This window comes from Bradyrhizobium sp. UFLA05-108, assembly GCF_059803455.1.
This window is the reverse complement of record NZ_JBANAZ010000055.1, coordinates 22,487-43,617: the sequence shown is the minus strand read 5'-3', so window position 1 is coordinate 43,617 and position 21,131 is coordinate 22,487. Positions and strand designations below refer to the sequence as shown.

Here is a 21,131-nt window from a genome sequence, read left to right as displayed (position 1 = left end):
CGCCTTCGCCTCGTCCCGCGTTGTCACTTATTTCGATCATGCCAGCCATCTTGTCGAACAAACCCTATCGCGTCGGCCGCTCCAAGACCGGACTTGGCCTCTTCGCCACCAAACCGATCAAGAAGGGTACCCGGATCATCCGTTATTTCGGACCGATCCTGGACTCGCGGATTCCTGAGCATGACGACATCGAGAACAAATACCTGTTCGAGCTCAACAACCGCTGGACCATCGATGGCTCGGTGCGCAAGAACGTCGCCCGGTACATCAACCATTCGTGCCGGCCGAACGCAGAATCCGACGTGCGCCCGCGCAAGCGCAAGGTCTTCATCCGCGCCATCAAGAACATCGAGGCTGGCGACGAGATCAACTACGACTACGGCACCGACTATTTCAAAGCCTATCTCAAGCCGATCGGCTGCAAGTGCGCCTCCTGCGAGAAGAAGCGCAAGAAGCTCCGCGCCGAGGCGCGGGCCGAACGGGCCAAGGTGAAGGCGCGCGCCGAGCGCAAGGCACAGAAGGCGGGCGCGAAAAAGAAGAAGCTCAACGGCAAGCACGCCAACGGCAAGGCCAACGGGCGCGCGCGGGCCTAAGGCGCCTTCGCGAGCGCAATCGTACTCCAACGGACGCCTGCGCTCCGGTTCGCCGCTTGGACCGAATCCGATCGCACGTTGAGCACCGAGCGCAGACCGTAAGGTCCTGCGAGCTCGATCGTCTCCTCAGGAGATACCTCAAACATTCGCCGCCCCGGCGGTATCGGGCCGTGGCGCAGCTTCATGATGACGAGGCCGCCGGTCGCAGTCAGGGACGCAACGTTCGGCATGGCGCGCCCGCGCTGGTTTTCGTCGAGATGCATCCAGACCGCGGTGAGCATGACCAGGTCGAAGGTCTCGTTGCGACTCCGCAAGTCCGAGAGATCGGGCAGGCTGTCGTTCACCCATTCGATGGCAGGCCGGGAGTGCCGCGCAATGGCACCTACCCGCAATGCATCAGTCGGTTCGACAGCGACGACGCGATGGCCCATTTCGGCAAACCAGGCCGCATCGCGTCCGCTGCCGGAGCCGATATCGGCCACCCGAGACGGGGTCTTGGGTAGGAGATGCAGCACCGCGCGATGCACATCGGCAGGCGGGATGGTCTCATATCGCGCGAAGAGTTCAGATGTCTCCTGCGCATAGCCTTCCGTGCCGCTGACTGGCTCTGACATTTATACGCCATCCCTCGAATCCAAGCGATTGTTGGCATCGCGGGCGAAGCGAAGCAATGCGGATCACGACATTCCGGGTCTGGCGCTGACGCGCTAGCCCGGAATGACTAGCTTGAGCGAGGTCAGGCCACGACCGCGCTGCCACTCTTGCGCAGTCCAACATACTGCAACTCCGCGAACACGCCGGTCGCGATCGCCTGGGCCACGACCATGAGTTCGCCGGCGAGGTTCGGTGACACCGCGCCGGAGAACAGCAGCGCGATGCTCGCAGCCGTCCAGGCGGCGTTGCCGACCACGACGAGGGTGACGAGGGCTTTCGGCACTGAGCTGCGCGAAGCGAGCCATCCGACAAACGCGGCATAGACGATCAGGAACAGGCCGGTTTCCCGCAGCAGTGCCTCGGGCAGATTGAAGAGCGAGGCGACGGCGCTCGCGTCGAAGGTCAGGCCGACTGCTGAGATGCCGCTGAAGATTGCGTCAGCGAAGAGGGCACGGCGCAGGAAGCTGGATGCATGGATCATGGTCGTTCTCCTTCTATGGGCTTCGGGGTGAAGATCAGCGCAGGCCGCGCCAGAAGGCGCGAATGATGCGTGCGAGGCGGAACGGGCAGAGGCTTTTTCCGACGCTGTGCTCGAAGGCCAGCACCTGTGCGATGACGAAGTCGCCGGTCGAGTGCACCAGCGGTTCTGGCATGTTGAGGCTGCGCGCGAGCAGGCGGGTGGCAAACTTCACCGCCCAGGGCAGCAGGGTGTCGGCAACGGTCCGGTAGAGAAGCAGCGCGATCATGGTCATCTCCTGCTGCTGGAGAAGATGAGCCATGGCCCTGCCCAATTCGATTACCTCGGGGGTAAGAAGGACGCCTGTTCTGGACAGTTCTCTATGTGCGACATTGTCGCGCAGGACGTGGTTCGTCGCCTCAGGCTAATTGGGATGCGTTCGCGCTTAAGATTACTAGCTTGAGGGCATGGCGATGAGGGTGAGGGCGCCTATCGTCGTTTGCCATGCCGCCGGCGACTTACGCGTCCGGAGGCGCGATGCCTACGCCTGCGTCCTCGCCGGCTACGGCGTCTGTTCTTGCGCGATTCCCGCGATTCTACGGATATCGGCGATCTATTTATCTTATTGCGGCATAATCTAATTGAATTGCTCGTGACATAAATTTAAGGCGATGCTTGCTGCGGAGCCAAAAAAGAACTTGGCGGATGCTGACTCAGAATCCGACCGGCTCAAACAATCATGATAATGGCGCGGAAATTGCTGATGTCTCGTGCGGGCGAGTGGTCGCGAACATGAGACAGAGGGCGTTGAGAGAGCGGTCGAACGAACACCGCGGGGAAGCATGGACGGCGATTGGCGGCTGCAGGCATCCTTGAGCGACACGAGCGATGACCTCGTATGCGTACGAAATCGTGCCGCTGCGTTTCTCGAGGAATTTTCGACTTCCGATTCCAAGGAGAAGGAGCATTGGCTTCTACATTGGATGACGGTTGGTGATCAGTATCGCGCATCGGCCGAACTCGCAGTCAAGGACAACCTGCCGGATACGGCCAGTGAATTCTGGCTTTGCGCCCTGACTGCGTTTGAAGTGGCGAGACAACTGGCTTGTCCGGAGAATTCATCGGGTGTCGTACTTGCGGACAGGATCGAGGGGAGTTTCAGAAGCCTCGAATCTTGTGCGCCTGATCGGGTGCAACGAGTAGAGATCGAGTTTTTCGAGCGAGTGCTTCTTGCGGGGTATTTTCTGCCGGCGGCGCGCCGCGAACGACCCGCACCTGCGGTCATTTTCATTAGCGACGAGGAGTCTTCGGCCGAATCGATTGCGAGCCGGCTATTGCCTGCAGTCAACGATCGCAATATGTCGGTTCTCGTTGTGAGCGGAGACGATGCTTCAAAACATCGTCTGTTTAAGCCCGAAGCCTTCTTGGCGAGTTGGCTGAATCATTTGGAATGCCGAGCGGATGTTGATGCCGGCCGAATTGCTGTCAGCGGCGAGAGAATGGCCGCCGGCTATGCGGCGCGCATCGCCGTATGCGACCGCAGGATAGTGGCCGCCGTGTGCGACGGCGGCCTTTGGGCCTCGCTCCGACATCGAGCGAGCGTGGGCTGGATGACGGGAATTTGGGATCCGGCCTGCGATCGCACGCGAGCGTCAAGTCTCGAGTTGGTCCGCCGAATGCGGTGCCCGGTCTTGATCGTTGCCGGCGGCCGAGCGCTGTTCGACCAGCAGAACGCTCTTGAACTGCAGGCCGACTGCAAGCTCGCTGGATTGGACTGTTCCGTTGCAATATCTCAAGCCTCCACCGAGGTTGAAAATTTCGTTGCAAAGGACGACGTCGTTCTCGACTGGCTCGGGGAGAAGCTCCGGTCACGCGGTAGCTTGAGTCAATAAACTAACCTGCAGCAGCCGCTCATCGAAAGGCTGCCTGCTCTGCAGCTCCAAAGCTGGCCCTCCAAAGCTGGTCAATGCGTTGATCCCATGATCACGAGATATCTATGGCCAGCAATCGCGACGCCAACCGCGCATTCTTCGCAATCCTCGTCAGCGCGGCGTTCAGGTCCGCCAAGGATTTCTCGTCGAACTCGTTGAACATTGTCGAGTTTAGAGCCAGCTTCCTCTTGGCGAGCTTTGCAATTTCAGCTTTTGCCTTGGCGGTAAGAGACATCAACACATAACGTGCGTCGTCCGCACGAGGTGCCCGCGACAGGAGTCCGTCCTTCTCGAGACTCTTCGTCTGGTTGGTGACGAATGCCGGATGAATCCGCAACTTGTTCGCGACCTCGATTCCTGCGACGCCCTGTCCCTCATCCAACTCTTCGATGGCCATCAAAATCAGCCATTGCGGTTCCGTGATGCCGAGGAGTTCGGCCCAGCTCTTATGGATTTCCTCCAATTGAGAGTGGATCTCGACCACATTCCAAATGAAATCGTTGATTGCTCGGTCGAGGTTTTTCTCGATCATTTTTGAGTTCCGGCGAGGTTGAAGGCACCAGGGGCCTTTCGGCTACTCTACGGTTATCTCTAATGATTTTGTTCTCAGATATTCGTTATCCACGGAGGCAATCTGCTCAATTTTTGCCACCACATGACAGCAAGCATCGGCTCAAAAACAGGCTTGCAAATATCAATTGATTAAAATAATCATCTTGAGTGTTTAGGAGCAGTTCGAACTCTTTCAACGAAGGGTTCTGATACACCACTCGCTAAACCTCCAAGGAAACCCTCGGGATGCCCCCCGAGGGTTTTTTGTTGCCTTTTCCCGCTGAAATTGCCCAAGAACCCGACAGATTCGGTGGTGTTGCGCTCATACAACAGGTCGCGGCGAACGATCGCTTGATGAAAACAATCAATTGAGATGATTGTTTTGTTAAACTATATCGAATTTAGCGACGGAGGGGGGCACCTCAAAGTCGTTTCCGCAGCCGGAACCTGGATGCGGACTTGGGGAATTGAGGGGCCGGAGGTCGCGTCTTTGGATCGCGTCCAAGTCGCCCAACACCAACTTGGAGGTAAGCAAATGAAATTGACGAAGAGCCTTATGCTCGGCTCGGCGGCGGCTCTGATCGCCGTTGGCGGAGCACAGGCAGCCGATCTTCCCGTGAAGGCCAAGGCGGTCGAATACGTGAAGATCTGCTCGCTGTACGGCGCAGGCTTCTACTACATGCCGGGCACCGACACCTGCATCAAGTTCGGCGGCTATGTTCGTGCCGACACGTCGGTTGGCGCGGGCGACTATTCCTTCCAGCAGGGCGCGAACCAGGGTTCGAACAACCGTCTGACCAACTACTGGTTCAGCCGCGCTCGTATGGACCTCACCGTCGATACCCGCACGGCGACCGAGTACGGCGTTGTGCGCACCTACGCGGACATGGTCTTCACCTGGACGAGCAATGCCGTGACCGGCAGCAACCCGTCGGCGCAAGGGACCTTTGACGGTTCCGCTTCGCTCGGCCTCTACCATGCGTTCATCCAGTTCGCCGGCTTCACCTTCGGCCGCACGGTCTCGATCTTCGACACTCCGTGGCAGAGCTATCCGGCTGGCGGTCCCGATACCATTCCGGGCGGCAGCAACAACGTCACCGGCGTGAACCAGGTTGCCTATACGGCTGACTTCGGTCAGGGCATCACCGGCTCGGTGGCCTTGCAGGATATGACGACGGCGGCAGGTGGCCAGTCGAACCTCTGGAACGTCTCGTCGGGTACCGCCGCTCAGTTCGTGACGGGCGTCTACGGTGCCAACGATTGGGGTGGCACGCGTTCTCCCGACATCGTCGGTGCGATCCGTGTCGACCAGGCCTGGGGTCTGGCCCAGATCTCGGTTGCCGCGCATGACATCCATTCCGCTTACTACGGCACCACGGAAGTCTCCGGTCACCCGGCTGACAAGTGGGGCTGGGCGGTTCAGGGTGCCTTGTCGATCAAGAACATCCCGACCGGACCCGGCGACAGCATCAACCTGCAGGCCGTCTACACGGATGGTGCGAGCCGCTACAACTTCCAGAGCCTGTTCCCGCAGAGCTTCTTCATGTTCAGCGGCACCGGCCTGGCCGGCGCCTACCAGAGCACTGGTTTCGCTGGCATTGCTGATGGCGTCTTCGGCACCGGCACCGGCATCGATACCGTCAAGACCTGGGGCTTCCGCGGTGGCTACACCCACAACTGGAGCCCGACCTGGGCGAGCGGCATCTACGGTGGCTATGGCCAGCTGAGGTACGGCGATACGGGCAAGGCCCTGATCTGCACCAACTTCGCTGCGATCGCCGTGGCCGGTTCGACCTGTAATCCGGACTTCAACTTCGCGGTTATCGGTGTCAACACCGTGTGGACCCCGGTCAAGAACCTGGCGTTCACCGCGGACGTGAACTGGACGCATCTGGACCAGAAGTATACCGGCGCGATCAACAGCCCGGGCATCACTTCCGCTGCCAAGCCGGCAGCCGTGTATGAGCTGAAGGACCAGAACTCGGTCAGCATGCTCCTCCGCGCCCAGCGCAACTTCTAAGATCGATCTCTCGACCGATCAGAGAACCCCGGCGGGCAACCGCCGGGGTTTTTCTTTTGGACAAAGCGCCAGGTGAGCCCTTGCAAATCAGGTAGCGGTCCGAACGGCGGTCTGACCCAGGGATGTGCTCGCGAAATTCGATTACCCCGGAGGTAATGGAAGGGCCGAAATCCGCATGCTACGTTTTTGACCATGAACGCACATGCAGCAGCGGCGCGAGCCGAGAGCGCCCAGCCCGTCCATATTGGCGATCACTTGCGCGAATGGCGGCAGCGCCGCCGCATGAGCCAGCTCGATCTCGCGGGCGAAGCGGAGATCTCGGCGCGCCATTTGAGCTTCGTCGAGACCGGCCGCGCCACGCCCTCGCGCGAGATGGTGTTGAAGCTTGCCGAGCGGCTCGATGTTCCCTTGCGCGAACGCAACGTGCTCCTGGTTTCGGCCGGGTACGCGCCGGCCTTTCCGCAGCGTGCGCTGGAGGATCCGGCCTTGAAGTCAGCCCGCCAGGCGATCGACCTCGTTCTCAAAGCGCATGAGCCCAACCCGGCACTCGCCTATGACCGGCACTGGAATCTGGTCTCCGCGAATCGCATGGTGGCACCGCTGCTCGATGGCATCCCGCAGCGGCTGCTCGGCCAGCCCTTCAACGTGCTGCGACTCGCCTTCCATCCCGAGGCGCTGGCGCCGCGCACCGTTAATCTCGCCGAATGGTGCGGGCATCTGCTCGAGCGGCTGCACCGGCAATGCGAGGCGACCGCCGATCCTGAATTGATCAAGCTCTACAATGATCTGAAGAGCTATCCGATTCCCGCGCGCTCGGCGCCGCTCTCGCACGACAATGTCGCGATTCCCTTCAAGCTGCGGCATGAGGGCGAGATACTAAGTTTCTTTTCTACCACCATGGTGTTCGGCACGCCCGTCGACATCACGCTGTCGGAATTGGCGCTGGAGACGTTCTTTCCGGCGGATGAGCGCACGGCGGAGCGGCTGAAGCAGATGGCGGCAAAGATGGGCTAGCGCCCTTGCCTGGGGGCTCGTTCGGCTTATCTTCCGGCGGAACCAAAGGTCCGCCCGAAGGAGATTGCCATGAGCTCACCCAATACGAGCACGCTCAAGCCGCTTCAGATCGACATCGTCTCCGACGTGGTGTGCCCCTGGTGCTATATCGGCAAGCGCCGAATCGAGAATGCGCTCGCGCTGGTGCCGGACGTGCCGGTCGAGCTCAACTTCCGGCCGTTCTTCCTCAATCCCTGGGTGCCGCGCGAGGGCATCAGCCGCGAGGCCTATCTGACCAAGAAGTTCGGCTCGGTCGAGGCCTATAAGGGAATCGCCGGTCGGGTCGTCGCGGCCGCGGGCGAGGAGGGGCTGACCTATCGGCCTGATCTCGTGCAGCGCCAGCCCAACACCATCGACTGCCACCGCCTGATCCACTGGGCGGAAGCTTCCGGCAAGGCACCCGAGATGAAGCAGCGGTTGATGGAGCTCTATTTCCGTGACGGCGGCGATCTCACCGATGTGAACGTGCTCGTGCAGGCGGCGGCCGATGTCGGGCTCAATGGTGACGACGTGCGACGGCGGCTTGCCACCGACGAGGACGTCGCCCTGATCTCGGCCCAGGCGCAGGACGCCGCCGAGAAGGGCATCTCTGGCGTGCCGACCTATGTCTTCGCGCAGAAATACGCCGTCTCTGGCGCGCAGGACCCGAACCTGCTCGCCCGCGCCATCCGCCAGGTGTCGGAGGAGATCAACGCGCAGGCGGCGGAGTAGGTACTCTACTTGCGGAGCAGCCGAAGCGTTTGCCGCGCGGTGTCCAGCGCGGCATTGCGCGCGACGAGCGTCGCGTGGATCAGCGCCACCACCGGATCGTTCCTCCACAACGGAATCAGCATATCGCCAATGGCAAAGCGGCTGCGCCAGATCGGATTGATCATGGGGTGATCGGCGCTGGCGGTGGAATCGGCGCTCGCGACCGCAGGATCGGCGCAGAGGTGGCGGGTCAGCTCGAGCGTGAGCTGTACACCCGGCGAATATTTCGCAAAGCGCTCATCGATGCCGAGCTTGAAGAAGAAGGCGCGATCCTGATGGCGCAGCACGATGCCGGCGGCAACCGGCGCTCTTCCAGCGCGCAGGCTGATGACCTCGCATTGACCGGTTTCGGCGAGCGCGAGCGCGGCGCGTCGAATGAACGTGGCATCGCCTGGGTGCTGGATCAGCGCGGTGCCGCGCCTGGCTTTCCAGCCGCTCGCCTCGAGCTGCAAGAACGTTTCGAGCGCTGCTTTCACAGCGTCAGGCGTGCGCGAGACGTCGAACATGACCGGACCATGCTCTTCCAGCCGGTGCTGCTGGCGCCGAAGCTCCTTGAGCTTCTTGGCCCCAAGCGCTTCGCGCAGCAGCGTATCGCCATCCTGGGTCGCATCGAGACTGGCGCGCATATACGAGCTCAGCACGCGCGGCTTCAAACCGTCGCGGGTCAAGATTGCAGTTAGTGATCTCATCGCCGCGCCATCGAGCGCGACGTCGCGCAGGATCAACGCGTGGGCGCCGGCATCGCGTGCCTGATCGAGCAGGCGCGCTGCGGCTTCGCTCGCGGTGTCACGATCAAGCAGCGGGCTGCAGAGCGTGCCGTAGGGATGCGCGCTCACCAGCGCGGGCAGGGGGATTTTCCAGGCGCGCCATAGCGAGACGACCGGCATCAGCCCGATCAGGTGTGCCGATGCGTTGAGCGCGCACAGCGCCATTGCGCCGGTGCGGCCGCGGGCCGTCGCGCTGACGGCGAGCGTCCAGGGCGGCAGGTAATAGCCGTTCGGTTCGATCGCCTGCGCGCTGAGCGCCTGCCATTGAGCCAAATCAACTGACGCAACGGGGACGAGCGGTACGGTGTCGGAGAGGTTGCGGGCACGCGGAGCCGTGGCATCGCTTGCCGATGCGCCCTTGATCGCAGCTCGATGCGCGATATCGACCACGTCTAGTCGTTCCCCGTTCACGCCGGCCGGGCCGAAACCCGAACCGCGTCAGCTCATGCTTAGCGCAAAGATTGGAAGATACCGTTGGCGCAAGCCGTCAATTCGAGCGGTAGCGTTAACGTCCCGTTGACCATCCGGAGGCAAGACCGCCGGATGGTCACTGGTCGGCCGGCACAAAATGGTCGCGTGCGCTTGCGCTTTCGCCGCTGGCCTTGTCCGTGATCGTGATCTCGATCTCCACCTCCGCCCGCGGCAGGTGGGCGGGATCGACCTGCACCGACATCCTGACTTCGCGGGTCTGGTCCTGTCCGACCTCGACGACGGGCTTGCCATCCAACTTCGCGTCAATGCCGATGATCCGGATCGCCGCCCCCGGCAGGCCGGAGACGTCAACCGTAAATGATCGCGCCGGGCCCTTGTTGAGCAGGCGGACCGTATAGTCGTTGCGAATCCCGCCGTCCGAGAGCTGCACGAACAGGGGATTGCGCTCGTGCAGCACGTTGACGTCCATCGTGCCGCGCGTTGCGAGCGTATAGAGCATGATGCCGCCGACGATGGCGATCGCCGCCGCATAGGTCAGCGTGCGCGGCCGGACGATGCGATAGATCGGTGCCTTGCCTTCGTGCCGGCGCTCCATGTTGATGTCGGTATCATAGCCGATCAGCCCGGTGGGACGGCCGATCTCCTTCATGATGTTGTCGCAGGCGTCGATGCACAGGCCGCACTGGATGCAGCCGAGCTGGATGCCGTTGCGGATGTCGACGCCGGTCGGACACACATTGATGCATTGGTGGCAATCGACGCAGTCGCCGGCGACATCGCCGAGAGCGCGCGCGGCTTCAGCCTTCTTCACCGACATGCGCGGCTCGCCGCGGTCGCGGCGATAGGTGACGTTGAGCGCCCATTCGTCGGTCAGCGCCGCCTGGATCCGCGGCCACGGGCACATGTAGATGCAGGTCTGCTCGCGGGCGTGGCCGGCGAACACGTACGTGGTGGCGGTGAGAATGCCGATCCAGAGATAGGCGATGAAGGGCGCCTGGAAGGTGGCGAGATCTTTCACCAGCGTCGGCGCATCGGCGAAATAAAGCACCCAGGCGCCGCCGGTCCACCAGGCGATCATGATCCAGAGGAAGTGCTTGAGCGCCACTTTGCGGATGTGATCGAACGTCCAGTAGCGCTTGTCGCCCTGCATGCGCTCGCGCCGGTCGCCCTCGACCCAGCGCTCGATGGCGTAGAACAGGTCGGTCCACACGGTCTGCGGGCACAGATAGCCGCACCAGAGGCGTCCCGCCACCGCGTTCATCAGGAACAGCGCCATGGCTGCGATGATCAACAGGCCCGTGAAGTAGTAAACCTCCTGCGGCCACAGCTCGATGAAGAAGAAGTAGAAGCGGCGATGAGGCAGGTCGACGAGCACCGCCTGGCTGGGCAGGCCGGGGCCGCGGTGCCAGCGCACGAACGGGAGCAGGTAGTAGATGCCGAGCGTGACGCAGAGAATTATCCATTTGATGCGGCGGAACCTGCCGTGAACCGACTGCGGATAGACCTTTCTGCGCCTCTCGTAGAGCGGCCCTTCGATGAGGGTGTCGTCGGTCATGATGCGCTCCTCGTCGTCGCGCGGGCAGCGATCCCCATGCTGGAGCGCAGAACGGGCGGTACAGCGCCTCCAGCACGGACCGGACCTCAGGGCTCGCGAGGCTGTAATATATCGTCCGGTCGTCGCGCCGGGTCTTGACCAAAGTCAATGCGCGCATCCTGCCGAGGTGCTGGGAGCGGGTGGCGCAGGGCAAGGCCTGACCGGCGCCATCATCAACCAATGACGCAAAAACGAAAAAGGACCGGACGACGGCGTCGTCCGGTCCTTTCCGATTTCATGTATTGGAACTAGTAGCGATCCTCGCCGACACCTACGCTGACGCCGGGCGCGCGAATATCGACGCCCGCACGCGGTCTGTCGTAGTCGCGATAGGTGCGACGCTCGTAATAGCGATCGCGCGGCATATAGTTGTAGGAATCGCGATCGCGGATGATCACCCGCGCGCCGCCGTGGGTGCGATAGCAGCGACCGGTATCGTCACAGACGAGGCGCACCTGCTGCACGAGATCGGGATTGGTGTATTCGCTGGTCGTGTAGATGTCGGCAGCCTTCGCGGCTCCCGTCGCGGCCAGGGCGCCGACGCCTGCCAGCAGCGCAATCATCGTTGTCCTCATCAGTCCTCTCCGTGGCAACTGCCCTCGGGGTGACAAGAATGGGCGCGCGCATTCGTTCCGGTTGCTTTTGCGCGTTTTTCCCGGAACACGACTGATTTCCAGGGAACATGATCTCTTCGCGCGGAAGACGAACCGTTCCCTAGATCGGCTCGTAGGTTTCGGACCCGCAGATGTCGTCAACCTCGGCGCGCCGGCGGTCGACGACCCTGCCGCCGCTGATGGTCACGACATAGGTCTGGCTACCTAGCCCGGTGCCGGTCGCCGACGTGAGCTGCGCGCGGACGCAGGACGTCCAGCCTAGCCCGCGAACCTCGTGATGGGGTGGGGCGACCTGCACCTCGCGCGGATATGACGCCGCCATGAAGACGACGTCGAGCTGCTCGCGAACGATTTTCCTGACGTCGGGTGGCGGTTCGGGAGGCGGCTGCTCGGCATCCCTCATGCGCATGAACTCGGGCACCGGCGCGCGGCTGTCGGCAAAGCCGCACGCGCCGAGCGCAAGCGCGCCGGCGAGCAATGCCGCATGAGCAACAAACCGTAACATCCGAGAAGATCCCCTGCGCCCCGAAAGATGGGTATGAAGACGGCCGATCGAAGTCCCCCTCGATCAACAATTGCTGAGCGGGCCGAAGAACTGACTGGGATTTGCCAATAAGGCAATGCAGGCTACGCTGAGACGCCAGATGGGAGGGATTGACGCATGAGGATTCTTGTCGTCGCGGTGACCGCGCTCGCATTCGTTGCCGCGCCTGCGCAGGCCCAGATGGGCGGCCGGCGCCACGGCAATGACGGTCCCAAGACCGAGAAGAAGGCTCCCGAGGTCGACGAGAAGGCCTACAAGGCTGCGCTGGAGCGCATTCCCGATCCCAAGGAGAAATACGACCCGTGGGGTGGGGCGCGTCCGACCGAGCCCGCCAAGAAGCCGAAATAGCGCCGGGCAAACCGCATGATCCGCCTGCGTCATCTGGCCGGCCCGTTCACGGTCCTGATGCTTGGGCTGGGTCCGGCCTCCGGCTGGGAGTTTTGGGGCGGCGACGCCGGCGGTCAAAAATATTCAGCGCTGAAAGAGATCACGCCTGACAATGTCGGCAATCTCGTTCGCGCCTTCGAATATCACACCGGCGATCTCGTGACACGTCCGAGCGAGGTGATGAAGCGGACGAAGTTCGAGGCGACGCCGCTGTTCGTCGAGGACAGCCTGATCTTCTGCTCGCCCTTCAACGAGGTGATCGCGCTCGATCCCGGCACGGGCGCCGAGAAGTGGCGCTACGATCCGAAGATCAGCACCGATTATCGCCCCGCAAACCGCTTCGTCTGCCGCGGCGTCACCTATTGGGTGGACGAGCAGGCGCCGGCGAACGCCGCCTGCCGCGCCCGCATCTTCATGGGCACCAACGATGTGCGACTGATCGCACTCGATGCGAGGACCGGAATTCCCTGTGCCGGTTTCGGCGACAAGGGCGAGGTCAGGATCGACGTCGGCATGAAGCTGGAATGGCCTGGCGAATTCCAGATCACCTCGCCGCCAGCGGTCGGCCACGGCGTCGTCGTGGTTGGCTCTGCGATCGGCGACAACCGGCGCGTCAATGCGCCGGCGGGCACGGTGCGCGCGTTCGACGCACGCAGCGGCCAGCCGCGTTGGAGCTTTGAGCCTCTGAAGCATGACGGCATCGAGGCCGGTCACGCCAATGTCTGGGCGCCGATGTCGGTGGACGATGCGCGCGGACTGGTGGTGCTGCCGACCTCCTCGCCGTCACCGGATTTCTGGGGCGGCAAGCGCCCCGGCAACAATGAGCATGCCAATTCGGTGGTCGCCCTGCGCGTCGAGACCGGCGAGCTCGCATGGTCGTTCCAGACCGTGCATCACGATCTCTGGGATTACGATCTGCCGGCGCAGCCAACGCTCGCGCGCATCGACACCGGCGCGGGTCAGCGCGACGTCGTGATCCAGCCGACCAAGCACGGCTTCGTCTTCGTGCTCGACCGCGATAGCGGCAAGCCGGTATGGCCGGTCGAGGAGCGCAGCGTTCCGCAAAGCGCGGCCGAAGGCGAAAAACTCTCGCCGACGCAGCCGTTTCCGACCCATGTCCCGGCGCTGACGCAGCAGACCATTTCGGCCGACGATACCTTCTCTCTGATCCCCGGCATGGGCTCTGCCTGCAAAGGGCAGTTCGCGGCGGCGCGCAACGAAGGCCTGTTCACGCCGCCCTCGACACAGGGCACGCTGGAGTTTCCCTTCACCGGCGGCGGCGTGAACTGGGGCAGCGCGGCATTCGATCCCGTCAACCAGATCCTCTATGCCAACACCAGCCGGGTTGCGCATCTCATCAAGCTGATCCCGCGCGCGGACGCGACCGGCTTCAATCCGCCGCCTGGCCATGATTTCGGTCAGCAGCAGGGCGCGCCGTTTGCGATGTCGCGGTCGGTTGTGATGTCGCCAATGGGGCTGATCTGCGTCAAGCCGCCATGGGGCGAGATGGTCGCCGTCGACCTCAAGGCCGGCAAGATCCTCTGGCGCACCACCGTCGGCACCACCGAGGATCTCGCGCCACTCGGCCTGCCGTTTGCGTGGGGCACGCCGCTCGTCAACGGCGTTGCGATCACTGCGGGCGGTCTCGTCTTCACCGGCGCGATGGACGCATACTTGCGCGCCTTCGATGCAAGGAGCGGACGCGAGCTGTGGCAGGGCCGGCTGCCCGTGCCCGGCGTTGCCAATCCCATGACCTATCTCTGGAAGGGCGAGCAATATGTCGCGATCGGCGCCGGCGGCCATTCGGAAGGCGGCACGTCGATCGGCGACAGCGTGGTCGCGTTCCGCCTGGCGCGGCAAGGGGAGTCGCCCTCGCTGGTGTCGCGCACGCTCGATCGTCCCGGGGGCCGGTTCTGGGCCGCGGTCGTCGTGCTGGTGCTCGTGATGATCGCGCTCGTCATCGCCGGCTTTCGCTGGCGCATGAGTCGCCGCAGGACGGTCTAGTCCCAGGCGCGAAAGACGGGTTTTGCGAACCGCGGTTCACAGCCTCGCGCGTTACTGTTCGAAGGTGAGACCGAGGCGTTTGTCGTTGCGCCACACGGTGCGGCACTTGCGCACGAACTGATCGCTGGAGATCGACAGGGTAAACGACGGCGGCAGCAAAATGCGGCCGTCGAGGTCGATTGCAGCGCCTCCGCTCGACAAATTCCGCACCGTGCACGCAACGCCGCGGCATTCAAAGGTGATCGTCGCACCCTTGAAAACCCGATGCCGCTGCGCTGCACGCTTCTCAATCATATCCGTTAATCCAAACTGAGAGAGCGTAAATTACGGCATAGAAATTACATCGAACTAAATTCAATGTACGTCGTACTTGCCGGGCGCTTCATACTTCGTTTACGACAATGCGCGGCGGGCGCGTGTGTTGTGCACGCGCTGCCCACAGCCTCGCAAGGAGGCTGATCAATTGTGGCGACACTCGCCAATGGAGATATTGATGAAGACCACGATTTCGATTTTGTTCGCTGCCGCCGTCGCGCTGTCATCGGCACCCGCCCATGCCACCAAGCTCGATCTGTCGACCATGAGCTGCAAGCAATTCCTCGAGAGCGGCGACGACACCATCAAGCTCGTCCTGACCTGGATGGACGGCTGGTATAAGGGCGACGAGGACAACGCGATCATCGACACAGACGTGTTCGTCGACAATGCCAAGAAGTTCGGCACCTATTGCGGCAACAACCCGACGGTCAGCATCGTCACCGCGGCCGACGAAGTGCTGGGCAAGTAATTAAAGCACGATCCGGAGCCGAAGAGCCGCGTTAGCGCAAAGTGCGAAGCGGTTTTCCCTCGCGACAAAACGCGGAACGCGTTTGCGCGGAGATTATGCTCAAACAATAACCTGAAGCGCGGTGAGGATTCATCCCAATCCCATCGCGCTTAGCCCGGCAGCATCGCGAACGCGCTCGAGACCATCGCCACCGGCTTGTTGTCGGTGGCGGACAAGAGCGTGACGCGACCGAAGCTCATGGTGCGTCCGAGCCGCACCACCTTCGCATCCGCCAGGACGTCCGACGATGAGACCGCGCGCATGAAGTGCGTGGTCTGGTCGACGGTCGTCATCGGACGGTAGCCGCGATTGGCGGCGAGGATGGCGATCACCATGGAGGTGTCGGCGAGCGCCATCAGGGCCTGGCCGCAGACCACGCCGCCGCTGCGGCAAAGCCGCTCCGAGAAGGCCATGCGCAGCACCGCGCCTGGCTGCCAATCCGAATCGTTCGGTGGCGGCTCATGGTCGATGCGCTCGACCGACAGGCCGAGATCCTGGACCCATGGCGCGAACACGTCGCCCAGCACGCGCCTGGCCTCCTCGATGCCGAATTCGGTCGTTGGCTGCGCTGGCATGATTCCGTTCCCCTTGTTGCCCGATGTTTCGGCCATTGTGCCCGCTATGGCACGGCAAAGTCACCTCGTTCGGGGGCTTCTGCCTTGGCTTGAAAATGCCCGACTTCGCCCCCTATGATGCCGCGCTTGGGAACAGGGTGGACGATGTTGCGGCGGTTTGTCTTGGTATTTTGCTTGGGCCTGGTCGGCCTGGCGCTAGGCGGGTGCACCAAGTGCGGCCCGATCTGGGACGATTGGCTGCAATCGCCAAAATCCTGCAAATCGGACCGTTTCTAGCGGTTCGCGCGGCATGCTGCGTTACGGCCGACGACGCGCCGGTTCGACCATCGATGATCAATGGAGTGACGTGATGAAGGTTTTCCGTATGGCGGCGCTGCTAGCGGTGCTCGCCGGGCCGGCCTACGCGCAGAATGCGATGCCCCACATCAATATGATGCAGGATACGCCGAGCAAGACCGACGAAGAGAAGGCGGTCGATGCCGAGCGCGACCAGCGTTACAAGGAGACGCTGAGGAAGATTCCGGACGCCAAGGCCGCCAACGATCCCTGGGGTGGGATGCGCGCCGATGCCCCCAAGGCCGCCGCGCCAAAGACCTCTGCTGCGGCCAAGAAGACCAAGACCGCTCCGACCGCCAACTGACCGCCCCGGTCGGCCGGACTCCTCTTCGTTCCCCGATCTCCTATATTCGAGGGGGGCGTAGGGCTGAAGGAGTAGCGGCATGGTGTTTCGTCCGCGGGATCTTGCCGACCGGATGGCGCGCCGGCGCAAGGCGGGCGACGGCTATTTGCGAGAGACCTTCACATTGCCGCGCGAGGCGGCGAGGGCGAAGGCGCAGGCCTTCTTCGCCCGCTATCCCAAGGCCGGGTATATGAGTGAGGTCGAAAGCTGGCGCGAACTGCCTGGCGGCGACATCGAGTTCACGATGCGCCGCCTGCCCAGCGCCGACTAAAGCGAGTGGCCCGGCTTGCCGCAAGTTTTAGTCTTTTTCGGAAACCCCGTTCAAAGCTTTGCCATTTAGGATCTCCCACTTCCAGGGGAGAGCGATGGCCCGGCACCGCAAAGATCTCGGCGCCCGCAGACATGTGCGGGTTGATCTCTACAGGCCCGGATTTCTGATTCCGGCACCCGATGCGCCATGGATTGAATGCACGATCGTCGAGGTCTCCGACGACGGCGTATCGATCGATGTCGGTGCGCTGCCGGTGCCGAAAGTGTTCGGCCTGTCGTTCACGACCGGCGGCGAGGTGATCCGAATCTGCATCCTGACGTGGCGCAATGGCGAGCGCGTCGGGGCGCGCTTCGTTCGTGCCAGGGATCTGCGGCGGAAGCGCCAGCGTGAGGCGGCCAGGGGAACGGCCGGGAAACCGGAGGGCCGGCCGGACACGGCTAGAGCATGATCCGGAAAAGTGTGGAGCGGTTTTCCGAAAAGATCATGCTCAAACAACAGCCTAAAGCGCGATGACGATCCATCCTAATCTCATCGCGCTTTGGTGTAGTCTAATCAAAGGATTCCGCGACGATACGAATCCGGAAAACCGGTTGCTTGGTCTCGTCCAGGAGCTCCATGTGCCATTCGGAGTTCTCCTGCAGTTTGCGGGCGATGCCGGCGGCCATGTCGGCGCAGACATGGGTCATTTCCTTCCAAGCTGCATCGCGATCGGGAAATTCGCTGGCCTGCTCCGATGAGCCCGAATAGCGCCCGTTCCGGATCCGGAAAAAATAGAGCGGCATGGCTGGCACCGATCGCGTAATGGCCGAGCCCCGAGGCCACGAGGCGCGCAGTGCAATCCCAAACCGCAGGCAGATCAACTCCGGAACTTTACGGGATTCATGAGCAGCAAAGCCGTGCGGGCAATGTGCAGGCGGCGCCCCCCACAGGGGTGCGGCCCAGTCTTGCTGACAGTTTCGCGACTGGCTCAGGCGGTCTTGCGATCGATGGCCTTCAGTTCCCGGTCGATACGCAGTTGCACGCGACGAATGGCAAGGAGATCGATCTTGGTCTCGGTCTTGCCGCTCTTGACCGTCTCACCGATGCGGAATTGCCACTGCCAGACGCCTTGTATCGCCGTCTTGGCCACGGTGAACTCGATGCCCCTGTGATTCATGGCCGACCTCCACGATTCACCCATGGTTAACGTAACAGGTTGGACGTCATAATATTCCGCCGTCCGTCAAATTTGCCGCTAAGTCGTGGATAATGCAACGAAATCCTTGACCTCTGTGGTGCGAAACAAACGAAGACGCGTGAAGGCCGCTTTCCACATATGGTGCAGCGCAAATTTCACCGGTGCTGAAAGGAACCAGTCGGCTGACCGCGCATTGGCTCGGCAAGGAAATTCATCCAGAGCCATTCGGCTCAAACCCGGCACCTTCGGATTCCATGAAGCTGATCGTCGAGCTCCTCAGGCGGGTCTGGCAGCGCGGCCGGCCCGAGACAAGCGGGTACAACCTGCACGCAAGCGAGGGCGACGACCGTTCGAGCATGGCCGATTTCGTCCGCATCCTTCAGATGCACGACCGGGAGGGCGGCCGGAGCAACTATCCGAGTTGATGGGGTGCTCCCGGGCAGGAACTTTGTTCATGGCCGGAGAACCACGGGTTCCGTGCCCGACATGTCCGCGAACGACGTGTTGGGCGAATGCGCAACGCGTTGCGGCTGCCTTGCGACAGGCCGCGCGGTCCGGGGAAAACCGACACGAGTGAGGACAGATCCCGATACGACCTTGCAATGTTTGTTCGCACATGGCAACGCCAGGTTTCATTATATGGTAGTTGCTAACTTGACCTTCTAAGAAACTGGACCTCGTAAAAGAGGATAGCGTGGGCTGGCTTCGTAATCTCGTGTTGCGCTGGGGTGCGCGAAATTTTTCTCTGGTCTGTCCGCATTGCAGGCAGCCGGCATCGCCTACGGTCTTCAGGCGCGGGCGCTATAGCCTCGGCGAGGAGACGCTCACTTGCGAGCGGTGCGGCGAGACGAGCGTGATCACCTTCTGGCGCTTTGAGGGACTATCAAACCAGCCGCCTGGCTGCGGCGGCGAATCATCCGCCGCCGGACCGCCGCTGGCACCTGGGTCGCGTCGCGCGGTGAGATGAAGCCGCGGCACGTGCCTTGCTTCGCCTCGTTGCGGGTCGAAAGGCAAAGGCGCCTCATTGGCTCGCCTCCTGGCTGATCTCCTGCGCCGCGATCCTGCCGGTCGTCCTCCCCGCCGCCCCTGCGATCGATTCCTTTTCGCTGCGGCTACGCGCAAATCCCGGGAATTGCGGGATAGAAAAAAAGCCCCGCCAGGGAGAGCCGGGCGGGGCAGAAGGTTATTGGAGGCTGAGGTGCTGGGCTGCAACACCGTAGCCAAGCAAGGTTACCCCGCGCAGCTTACAGGGAGCTTACAGGCGGGAGCGGGCGATTGGCGGTTCAAGGCCAGATTGCGGATAGGTCGTGTCGCCATCTCGAGGACGAATCCCGTCCCAATTCCGACACCCACTCGCAGAAATTACGACACAGCAATTGAGGAGACTCAGCGTTGCTCGGCGATGCCATGGGGGAACGTGGCCCGCCGATCAGGGGTGGCATATGGATAACGTAGAGCGATCATTCGCCGCTGCGACGGCGACGGGGTTTGTTGTGCTGGTTGTGGGGCTCATTCTGTTGGCCGTGCTGTAGGCCGGTACGCGCGGGGAGAGGAAGCGGCGTTGCTCGCCTCATGGGCCAAAACCGCGGACGGCGACGATGAGGAAGGCCGCGGGTGACCGTTGGCGATATTGCGGCGGCCGTGCCCTTTGCCAGCCGCTTCAGTCCCGGCCTTGGGAGCATGAGTCAGGCAATAGCGGCAATCTTGAAGATGACCTAAGGCGCGTCCCCTGATCACAAGCGGTTCCGGACGTTGTCAAAATCAACCTCGACGACAACCGGAATCAGAAGGGGCTGGCTACTTTGCATGGGGTTGTTTTCATGGATTCTGGTGAGACCCCGAAACCGCCGCGTCGCCCGTGCCAGCGGACTGGCGGCCTCAATCCGATGGACTGCAACCAATTGCTCCCTATACGAATTGGCCTACCCCATTCAGACTAGGCGTTTCGAGGCATGAACGCCTTGAGGCAGTCTGCGAACAAATTCTGACATTCACAAATTCAACTTGGGACACCGGGGGTTAAGTACGGACAGCACCTGAAGCTCAAAAAGAACATATTGCGAACATGGAACAAACAGTGTACGGTAATTTTATCGCCGGCCCGCTTCGCCAACCGTTTGTCCCTCTCGCGAATCCCCGCCATAAGGAGCACGACCAGATGTCCGCCACTGCCCTGCGTATCGTCGAAGGATCTTCCATGGACAAGAGTAAAGCCCTGGCTGCCGCGCTCTCTCAGATCGAGCGCCAGTTCGGCAAGGGTTCGGTGATGAAGCTCGGCAAGAGCGACCGTTCGATGGACATCGAGGCGGTGTCTTCCGGCTCGCTCGGGCTCGATATCGCGCTCGGCATCGGCGGCCTGCCCAAGGGGCGCATCGTCGAGATCTACGGGCCGGAATCCTCGGGCAAGACCACGCTGGCGCTGCACACGGTGGCGGAAGCGCAGAAGAAGGGCGGCATCTGCGCCTTCATCGACGCCGAGCACGCGCTCGATCCGGTCTATGCGCGCAAGCTTGGGGTCAACATCGACGATCTCCTGATCTCGCAGCCGGACACCGGCGAGCAGGCGCTGGAAATCTGCGACACGCTGGTGCGTTCGGGCGCGGTGGACGTGATGGTGATCGACTCGGTCGCTGCGCTCGTGCCGAAGGCCGAGCTCGAAGGCGAGATGGGGGAATCGCTGCCCGGTCTCCAGGCGCGGTTGATGAGCCAGGCGCTGCGCAAGCTGACGGCCTCCATCAACAAGTCCAACACCATGGTGATCTTCATCAACCAGATCCGCATGAAGATCGGTGTGATGTACGGCTCGCCGGAAACCACGACCGGCGGCAACGCGCTGAAGTTCTACGCCTCGGTCCGTCTCGACATCCGCCGCATCGGCGCGATCAAGGAGCGTGACGAGGTCGTCGGCAACACCACGCGCGTGAAGGTGGTGAAGAACAAGCTGGCGCCGCCCTTCAAGCAGGTCGAGTTCGACATCATGTACGGCGAGGGCGTGTCGAAGATGGGCGAGATCCTCGATCTCGGCGTCAAGGCCGGCATCGTCGAGAAATCTGGTGCCTGGTTCTCCTATGACAGCCAGCGCCTCGGCCAGGGCCGCGAGAACTCCAAGGCGTTCTTGAAGGCCAACCCCGATGTCACCGCCAAGATCGAAACCGCGATCCGCCAGAACTCCGGCCTGATCGCCGAGCAGATTTTGGCCGGCAATCCCGAGCGCGACGCCGACGGCGAGGAGCCGACGGAGGAGTAGGACT

Annotated in this window: 25 protein-coding genes; 13 read left to right on the top strand and 12 right to left on the bottom strand. The window is 62.2% G+C overall.

The features are described 5' to 3' along the window. Nucleotides 1–38: 38 nt before the first annotated feature. Nucleotides 39–593 (top strand): SET domain-containing protein, encoded by a 555-nt coding sequence (locus SO140_RS32320; RefSeq protein WP_449377112.1) that lies wholly within the window; start codon nucleotides 39–41, stop codon nucleotides 591–593. On the opposite strand, the gene SO140_RS32315 is transcribed toward SO140_RS32320, so the two are convergent. From SO140_RS32315 to SO140_RS32305, 3 genes are all read right to left on the bottom strand, one after another. Then, nucleotides 590–1,207, bottom strand: a complete 618-nt coding sequence (locus SO140_RS32315) for a class I SAM-dependent methyltransferase (protein ID WP_449377113.1) — start codon at nucleotides 1,205–1,207, stop codon at nucleotides 590–592. The two genes, SO140_RS32320 and SO140_RS32315, sit on opposite strands and share 4 nt — an antisense overlap. Before the next feature lie 122 nt (nucleotides 1,208–1,329). Beyond that, the gene (locus SO140_RS32310; protein ID WP_449377114.1) at nucleotides 1,330–1,728 is read right to left on the bottom strand and encodes a hypothetical protein; all 399 of its coding nucleotides are present in this window, start codon (nucleotides 1,726–1,728) and stop codon (nucleotides 1,330–1,332) included. Between the two features lie 34 nt (nucleotides 1,729–1,762). Then, nucleotides 1,763–1,993: a hypothetical protein gene (locus SO140_RS32305; protein WP_449377115.1), complete on the bottom strand. Its 231-nt coding sequence runs from the start codon at nucleotides 1,991–1,993 to the stop codon at nucleotides 1,763–1,765. 553 nt (nucleotides 1,994–2,546) lie between these two features. Here SO140_RS32305 and SO140_RS32300 point away from each other — a divergent pair. After that, complete coding sequence (locus SO140_RS32300) at nucleotides 2,547–3,596, top strand: alpha/beta hydrolase family protein (protein WP_449377116.1); 1,050 nt, start codon at nucleotides 2,547–2,549, stop codon at nucleotides 3,594–3,596. Between the two features lie 91 nt (nucleotides 3,597–3,687). Here the strand turns inward: SO140_RS32300 and SO140_RS32295 are convergent, their stop codons facing one another. Beyond that, a complete protein-coding gene (locus tag SO140_RS32295) occupies nucleotides 3,688–4,167 on the bottom strand; it encodes a MarR family winged helix-turn-helix transcriptional regulator (protein ID WP_449377117.1) in 480 nt (159 codons plus the stop codon). A gap of 555 nt (nucleotides 4,168–4,722) precedes the next feature. On the opposite strand from SO140_RS32295, the gene SO140_RS32290 reads away from it, so the two are divergent. The 3 genes from SO140_RS32290 (at nucleotide 4,723) to SO140_RS32280 (ending at nucleotide 7,971) form a co-directional block, all read left to right on the top strand. Further along, a complete protein-coding gene (locus SO140_RS32290; RefSeq protein WP_449377118.1) occupies nucleotides 4,723–6,207 on the top strand; it encodes a porin in 1,485 nt (494 codons plus the stop codon). A gap of 192 nt (nucleotides 6,208–6,399) precedes the next feature. Further along, a complete protein-coding gene (locus SO140_RS32285) occupies nucleotides 6,400–7,221 on the top strand; it encodes a helix-turn-helix domain-containing protein (RefSeq protein WP_449377119.1) in 822 nt (273 codons plus the stop codon). A 69-nt stretch (nucleotides 7,222–7,290) separates the two neighbouring features. After that, nucleotides 7,291–7,971 carry a DsbA family oxidoreductase gene (locus SO140_RS32280; RefSeq protein WP_449377120.1) on the top strand — a complete coding sequence of 227 codons (681 nt, stop codon included), beginning with the start codon at nucleotides 7,291–7,293 and terminating at the stop codon, nucleotides 7,969–7,971. Between the two features lie 5 nt (nucleotides 7,972–7,976). Here the strand turns inward: SO140_RS32280 and SO140_RS32275 are convergent, their stop codons facing one another. The 4 genes from SO140_RS32275 to SO140_RS32260 all read right to left on the bottom strand — a co-directional run bounded on the left by SO140_RS32275 (nucleotide 7,977) and on the right by SO140_RS32260 (nucleotide 11,922). Next, nucleotides 7,977–9,167 carry a GNAT family N-acetyltransferase gene (locus SO140_RS32275; RefSeq protein WP_449377121.1) on the bottom strand — a complete coding sequence of 397 codons (1,191 nt, stop codon included), beginning with the start codon at nucleotides 9,165–9,167 and terminating at the stop codon, nucleotides 7,977–7,979. A gap of 157 nt (nucleotides 9,168–9,324) precedes the next feature. Beyond that, nucleotides 9,325–10,764: a cytochrome c oxidase accessory protein CcoG gene (gene ccoG / locus SO140_RS32270; RefSeq protein WP_449377122.1), complete on the bottom strand. Its 1,440-nt coding sequence runs from the start codon at nucleotides 10,762–10,764 to the stop codon at nucleotides 9,325–9,327. Between the two features lie 287 nt (nucleotides 10,765–11,051). Beyond that, nucleotides 11,052–11,378, bottom strand: coding sequence for a hypothetical protein (locus tag SO140_RS32265; RefSeq protein ID WP_449377123.1), 327 nt, complete (start codon nucleotides 11,376–11,378; stop codon nucleotides 11,052–11,054). Nucleotides 11,379–11,517: 139 nt separating this feature from the next. Continuing rightward, on the bottom strand, nucleotides 11,518–11,922 hold the full coding sequence (locus SO140_RS32260; RefSeq protein ID WP_449377124.1) for a hypothetical protein: 405 nt from the start codon (nucleotides 11,920–11,922) through the stop codon (nucleotides 11,518–11,520). A gap of 156 nt (nucleotides 11,923–12,078) precedes the next feature. Between SO140_RS32260 and SO140_RS32255 the strand changes: the two genes are divergently transcribed. After that, nucleotides 12,079–12,309, top strand: a complete 231-nt coding sequence (locus SO140_RS32255; protein ID WP_449377125.1) for a hypothetical protein — start codon at nucleotides 12,079–12,081, stop codon at nucleotides 12,307–12,309. Nucleotides 12,310–12,366: 57 nt separating this feature from the next. Next, nucleotides 12,367–14,352: a pyrroloquinoline quinone-dependent dehydrogenase gene (locus SO140_RS32250; RefSeq protein WP_449377246.1), complete on the top strand. Its 1,986-nt coding sequence runs from the start codon at nucleotides 12,367–12,369 to the stop codon at nucleotides 14,350–14,352. 51 nt (nucleotides 14,353–14,403) lie between these two features. On the opposite strand, the gene SO140_RS32245 is transcribed toward SO140_RS32250, so the two are convergent. Continuing rightward, nucleotides 14,404–14,646: a PilZ domain-containing protein gene (locus tag SO140_RS32245; RefSeq protein WP_449377126.1), complete on the bottom strand. Its 243-nt coding sequence runs from the start codon at nucleotides 14,644–14,646 to the stop codon at nucleotides 14,404–14,406. A gap of 199 nt (nucleotides 14,647–14,845) precedes the next feature. Here SO140_RS32245 and SO140_RS32240 point away from each other — a divergent pair, with 199 nt between their 5' ends. Further along, a complete protein-coding gene (locus SO140_RS32240; RefSeq protein WP_449377127.1) occupies nucleotides 14,846–15,139 on the top strand; it encodes an HdeA/HdeB family chaperone in 294 nt (97 codons plus the stop codon). Between the two features lie 149 nt (nucleotides 15,140–15,288). Here SO140_RS32240 and SO140_RS32235 read toward each other — a convergent pair whose 3' ends face one another. Beyond that, entirely contained in the window at nucleotides 15,289–15,753 is a 465-nt protein-coding gene (locus tag SO140_RS32235) for a PaaI family thioesterase (RefSeq protein ID WP_449377128.1), read from the bottom strand. Between the two features lie 349 nt (nucleotides 15,754–16,102). On the opposite strand from SO140_RS32235, the gene SO140_RS32230 reads away from it, so the two are divergent. The 3 genes from SO140_RS32230 (at nucleotide 16,103) to SO140_RS32220 (ending at nucleotide 17,151) form a co-directional block, all read left to right on the top strand. After that, entirely contained in the window at nucleotides 16,103–16,393 is a 291-nt protein-coding gene (locus SO140_RS32230; protein WP_449377129.1) for a lysozyme inhibitor LprI family protein, read from the top strand. Nucleotides 16,394–16,472: 79 nt separating this feature from the next. Then, nucleotides 16,473–16,703: a hypothetical protein gene (locus tag SO140_RS32225; protein ID WP_027526271.1), complete on the top strand. Its 231-nt coding sequence runs from the start codon at nucleotides 16,473–16,475 to the stop codon at nucleotides 16,701–16,703. A 94-nt stretch (nucleotides 16,704–16,797) separates the two neighbouring features. After that, nucleotides 16,798–17,151: a hypothetical protein gene (locus tag SO140_RS32220; RefSeq protein ID WP_449377130.1), complete on the top strand. Its 354-nt coding sequence runs from the start codon at nucleotides 16,798–16,800 to the stop codon at nucleotides 17,149–17,151. Nucleotides 17,152–17,251: 100 nt separating this feature from the next. On the opposite strand, the gene SO140_RS32215 is transcribed toward SO140_RS32220, so the two are convergent. Together SO140_RS32215 and SO140_RS32210 are read right to left on the bottom strand one after the other, a co-directional pair. Then, complete coding sequence (locus SO140_RS32215; protein WP_449377131.1) at nucleotides 17,252–17,485, bottom strand: DUF6894 family protein; 234 nt, start codon at nucleotides 17,483–17,485, stop codon at nucleotides 17,252–17,254. 185 nt (nucleotides 17,486–17,670) lie between these two features. After that, a complete protein-coding gene (locus SO140_RS32210) occupies nucleotides 17,671–17,859 on the bottom strand; it encodes a hypothetical protein (RefSeq protein WP_449377132.1) in 189 nt (62 codons plus the stop codon). A gap of 275 nt (nucleotides 17,860–18,134) precedes the next feature. Between SO140_RS32210 and SO140_RS32205 the strand changes: the two genes are divergently transcribed. Together SO140_RS32205 and recA are read left to right on the top strand one after the other, a co-directional pair. Then, on the top strand, nucleotides 18,135–18,305 hold the full coding sequence (locus tag SO140_RS32205) for a hypothetical protein (RefSeq protein ID WP_449377133.1): 171 nt from the start codon (nucleotides 18,135–18,137) through the stop codon (nucleotides 18,303–18,305). Nucleotides 18,306–20,038: 1,733 nt separating this feature from the next. Beyond that, entirely contained in the window at nucleotides 20,039–21,127 is a 1,089-nt protein-coding gene (gene recA, locus SO140_RS32200; protein WP_027527840.1) for a recombinase RecA, read from the top strand. Nucleotides 21,128–21,131 lie beyond the last annotated feature (4 nt).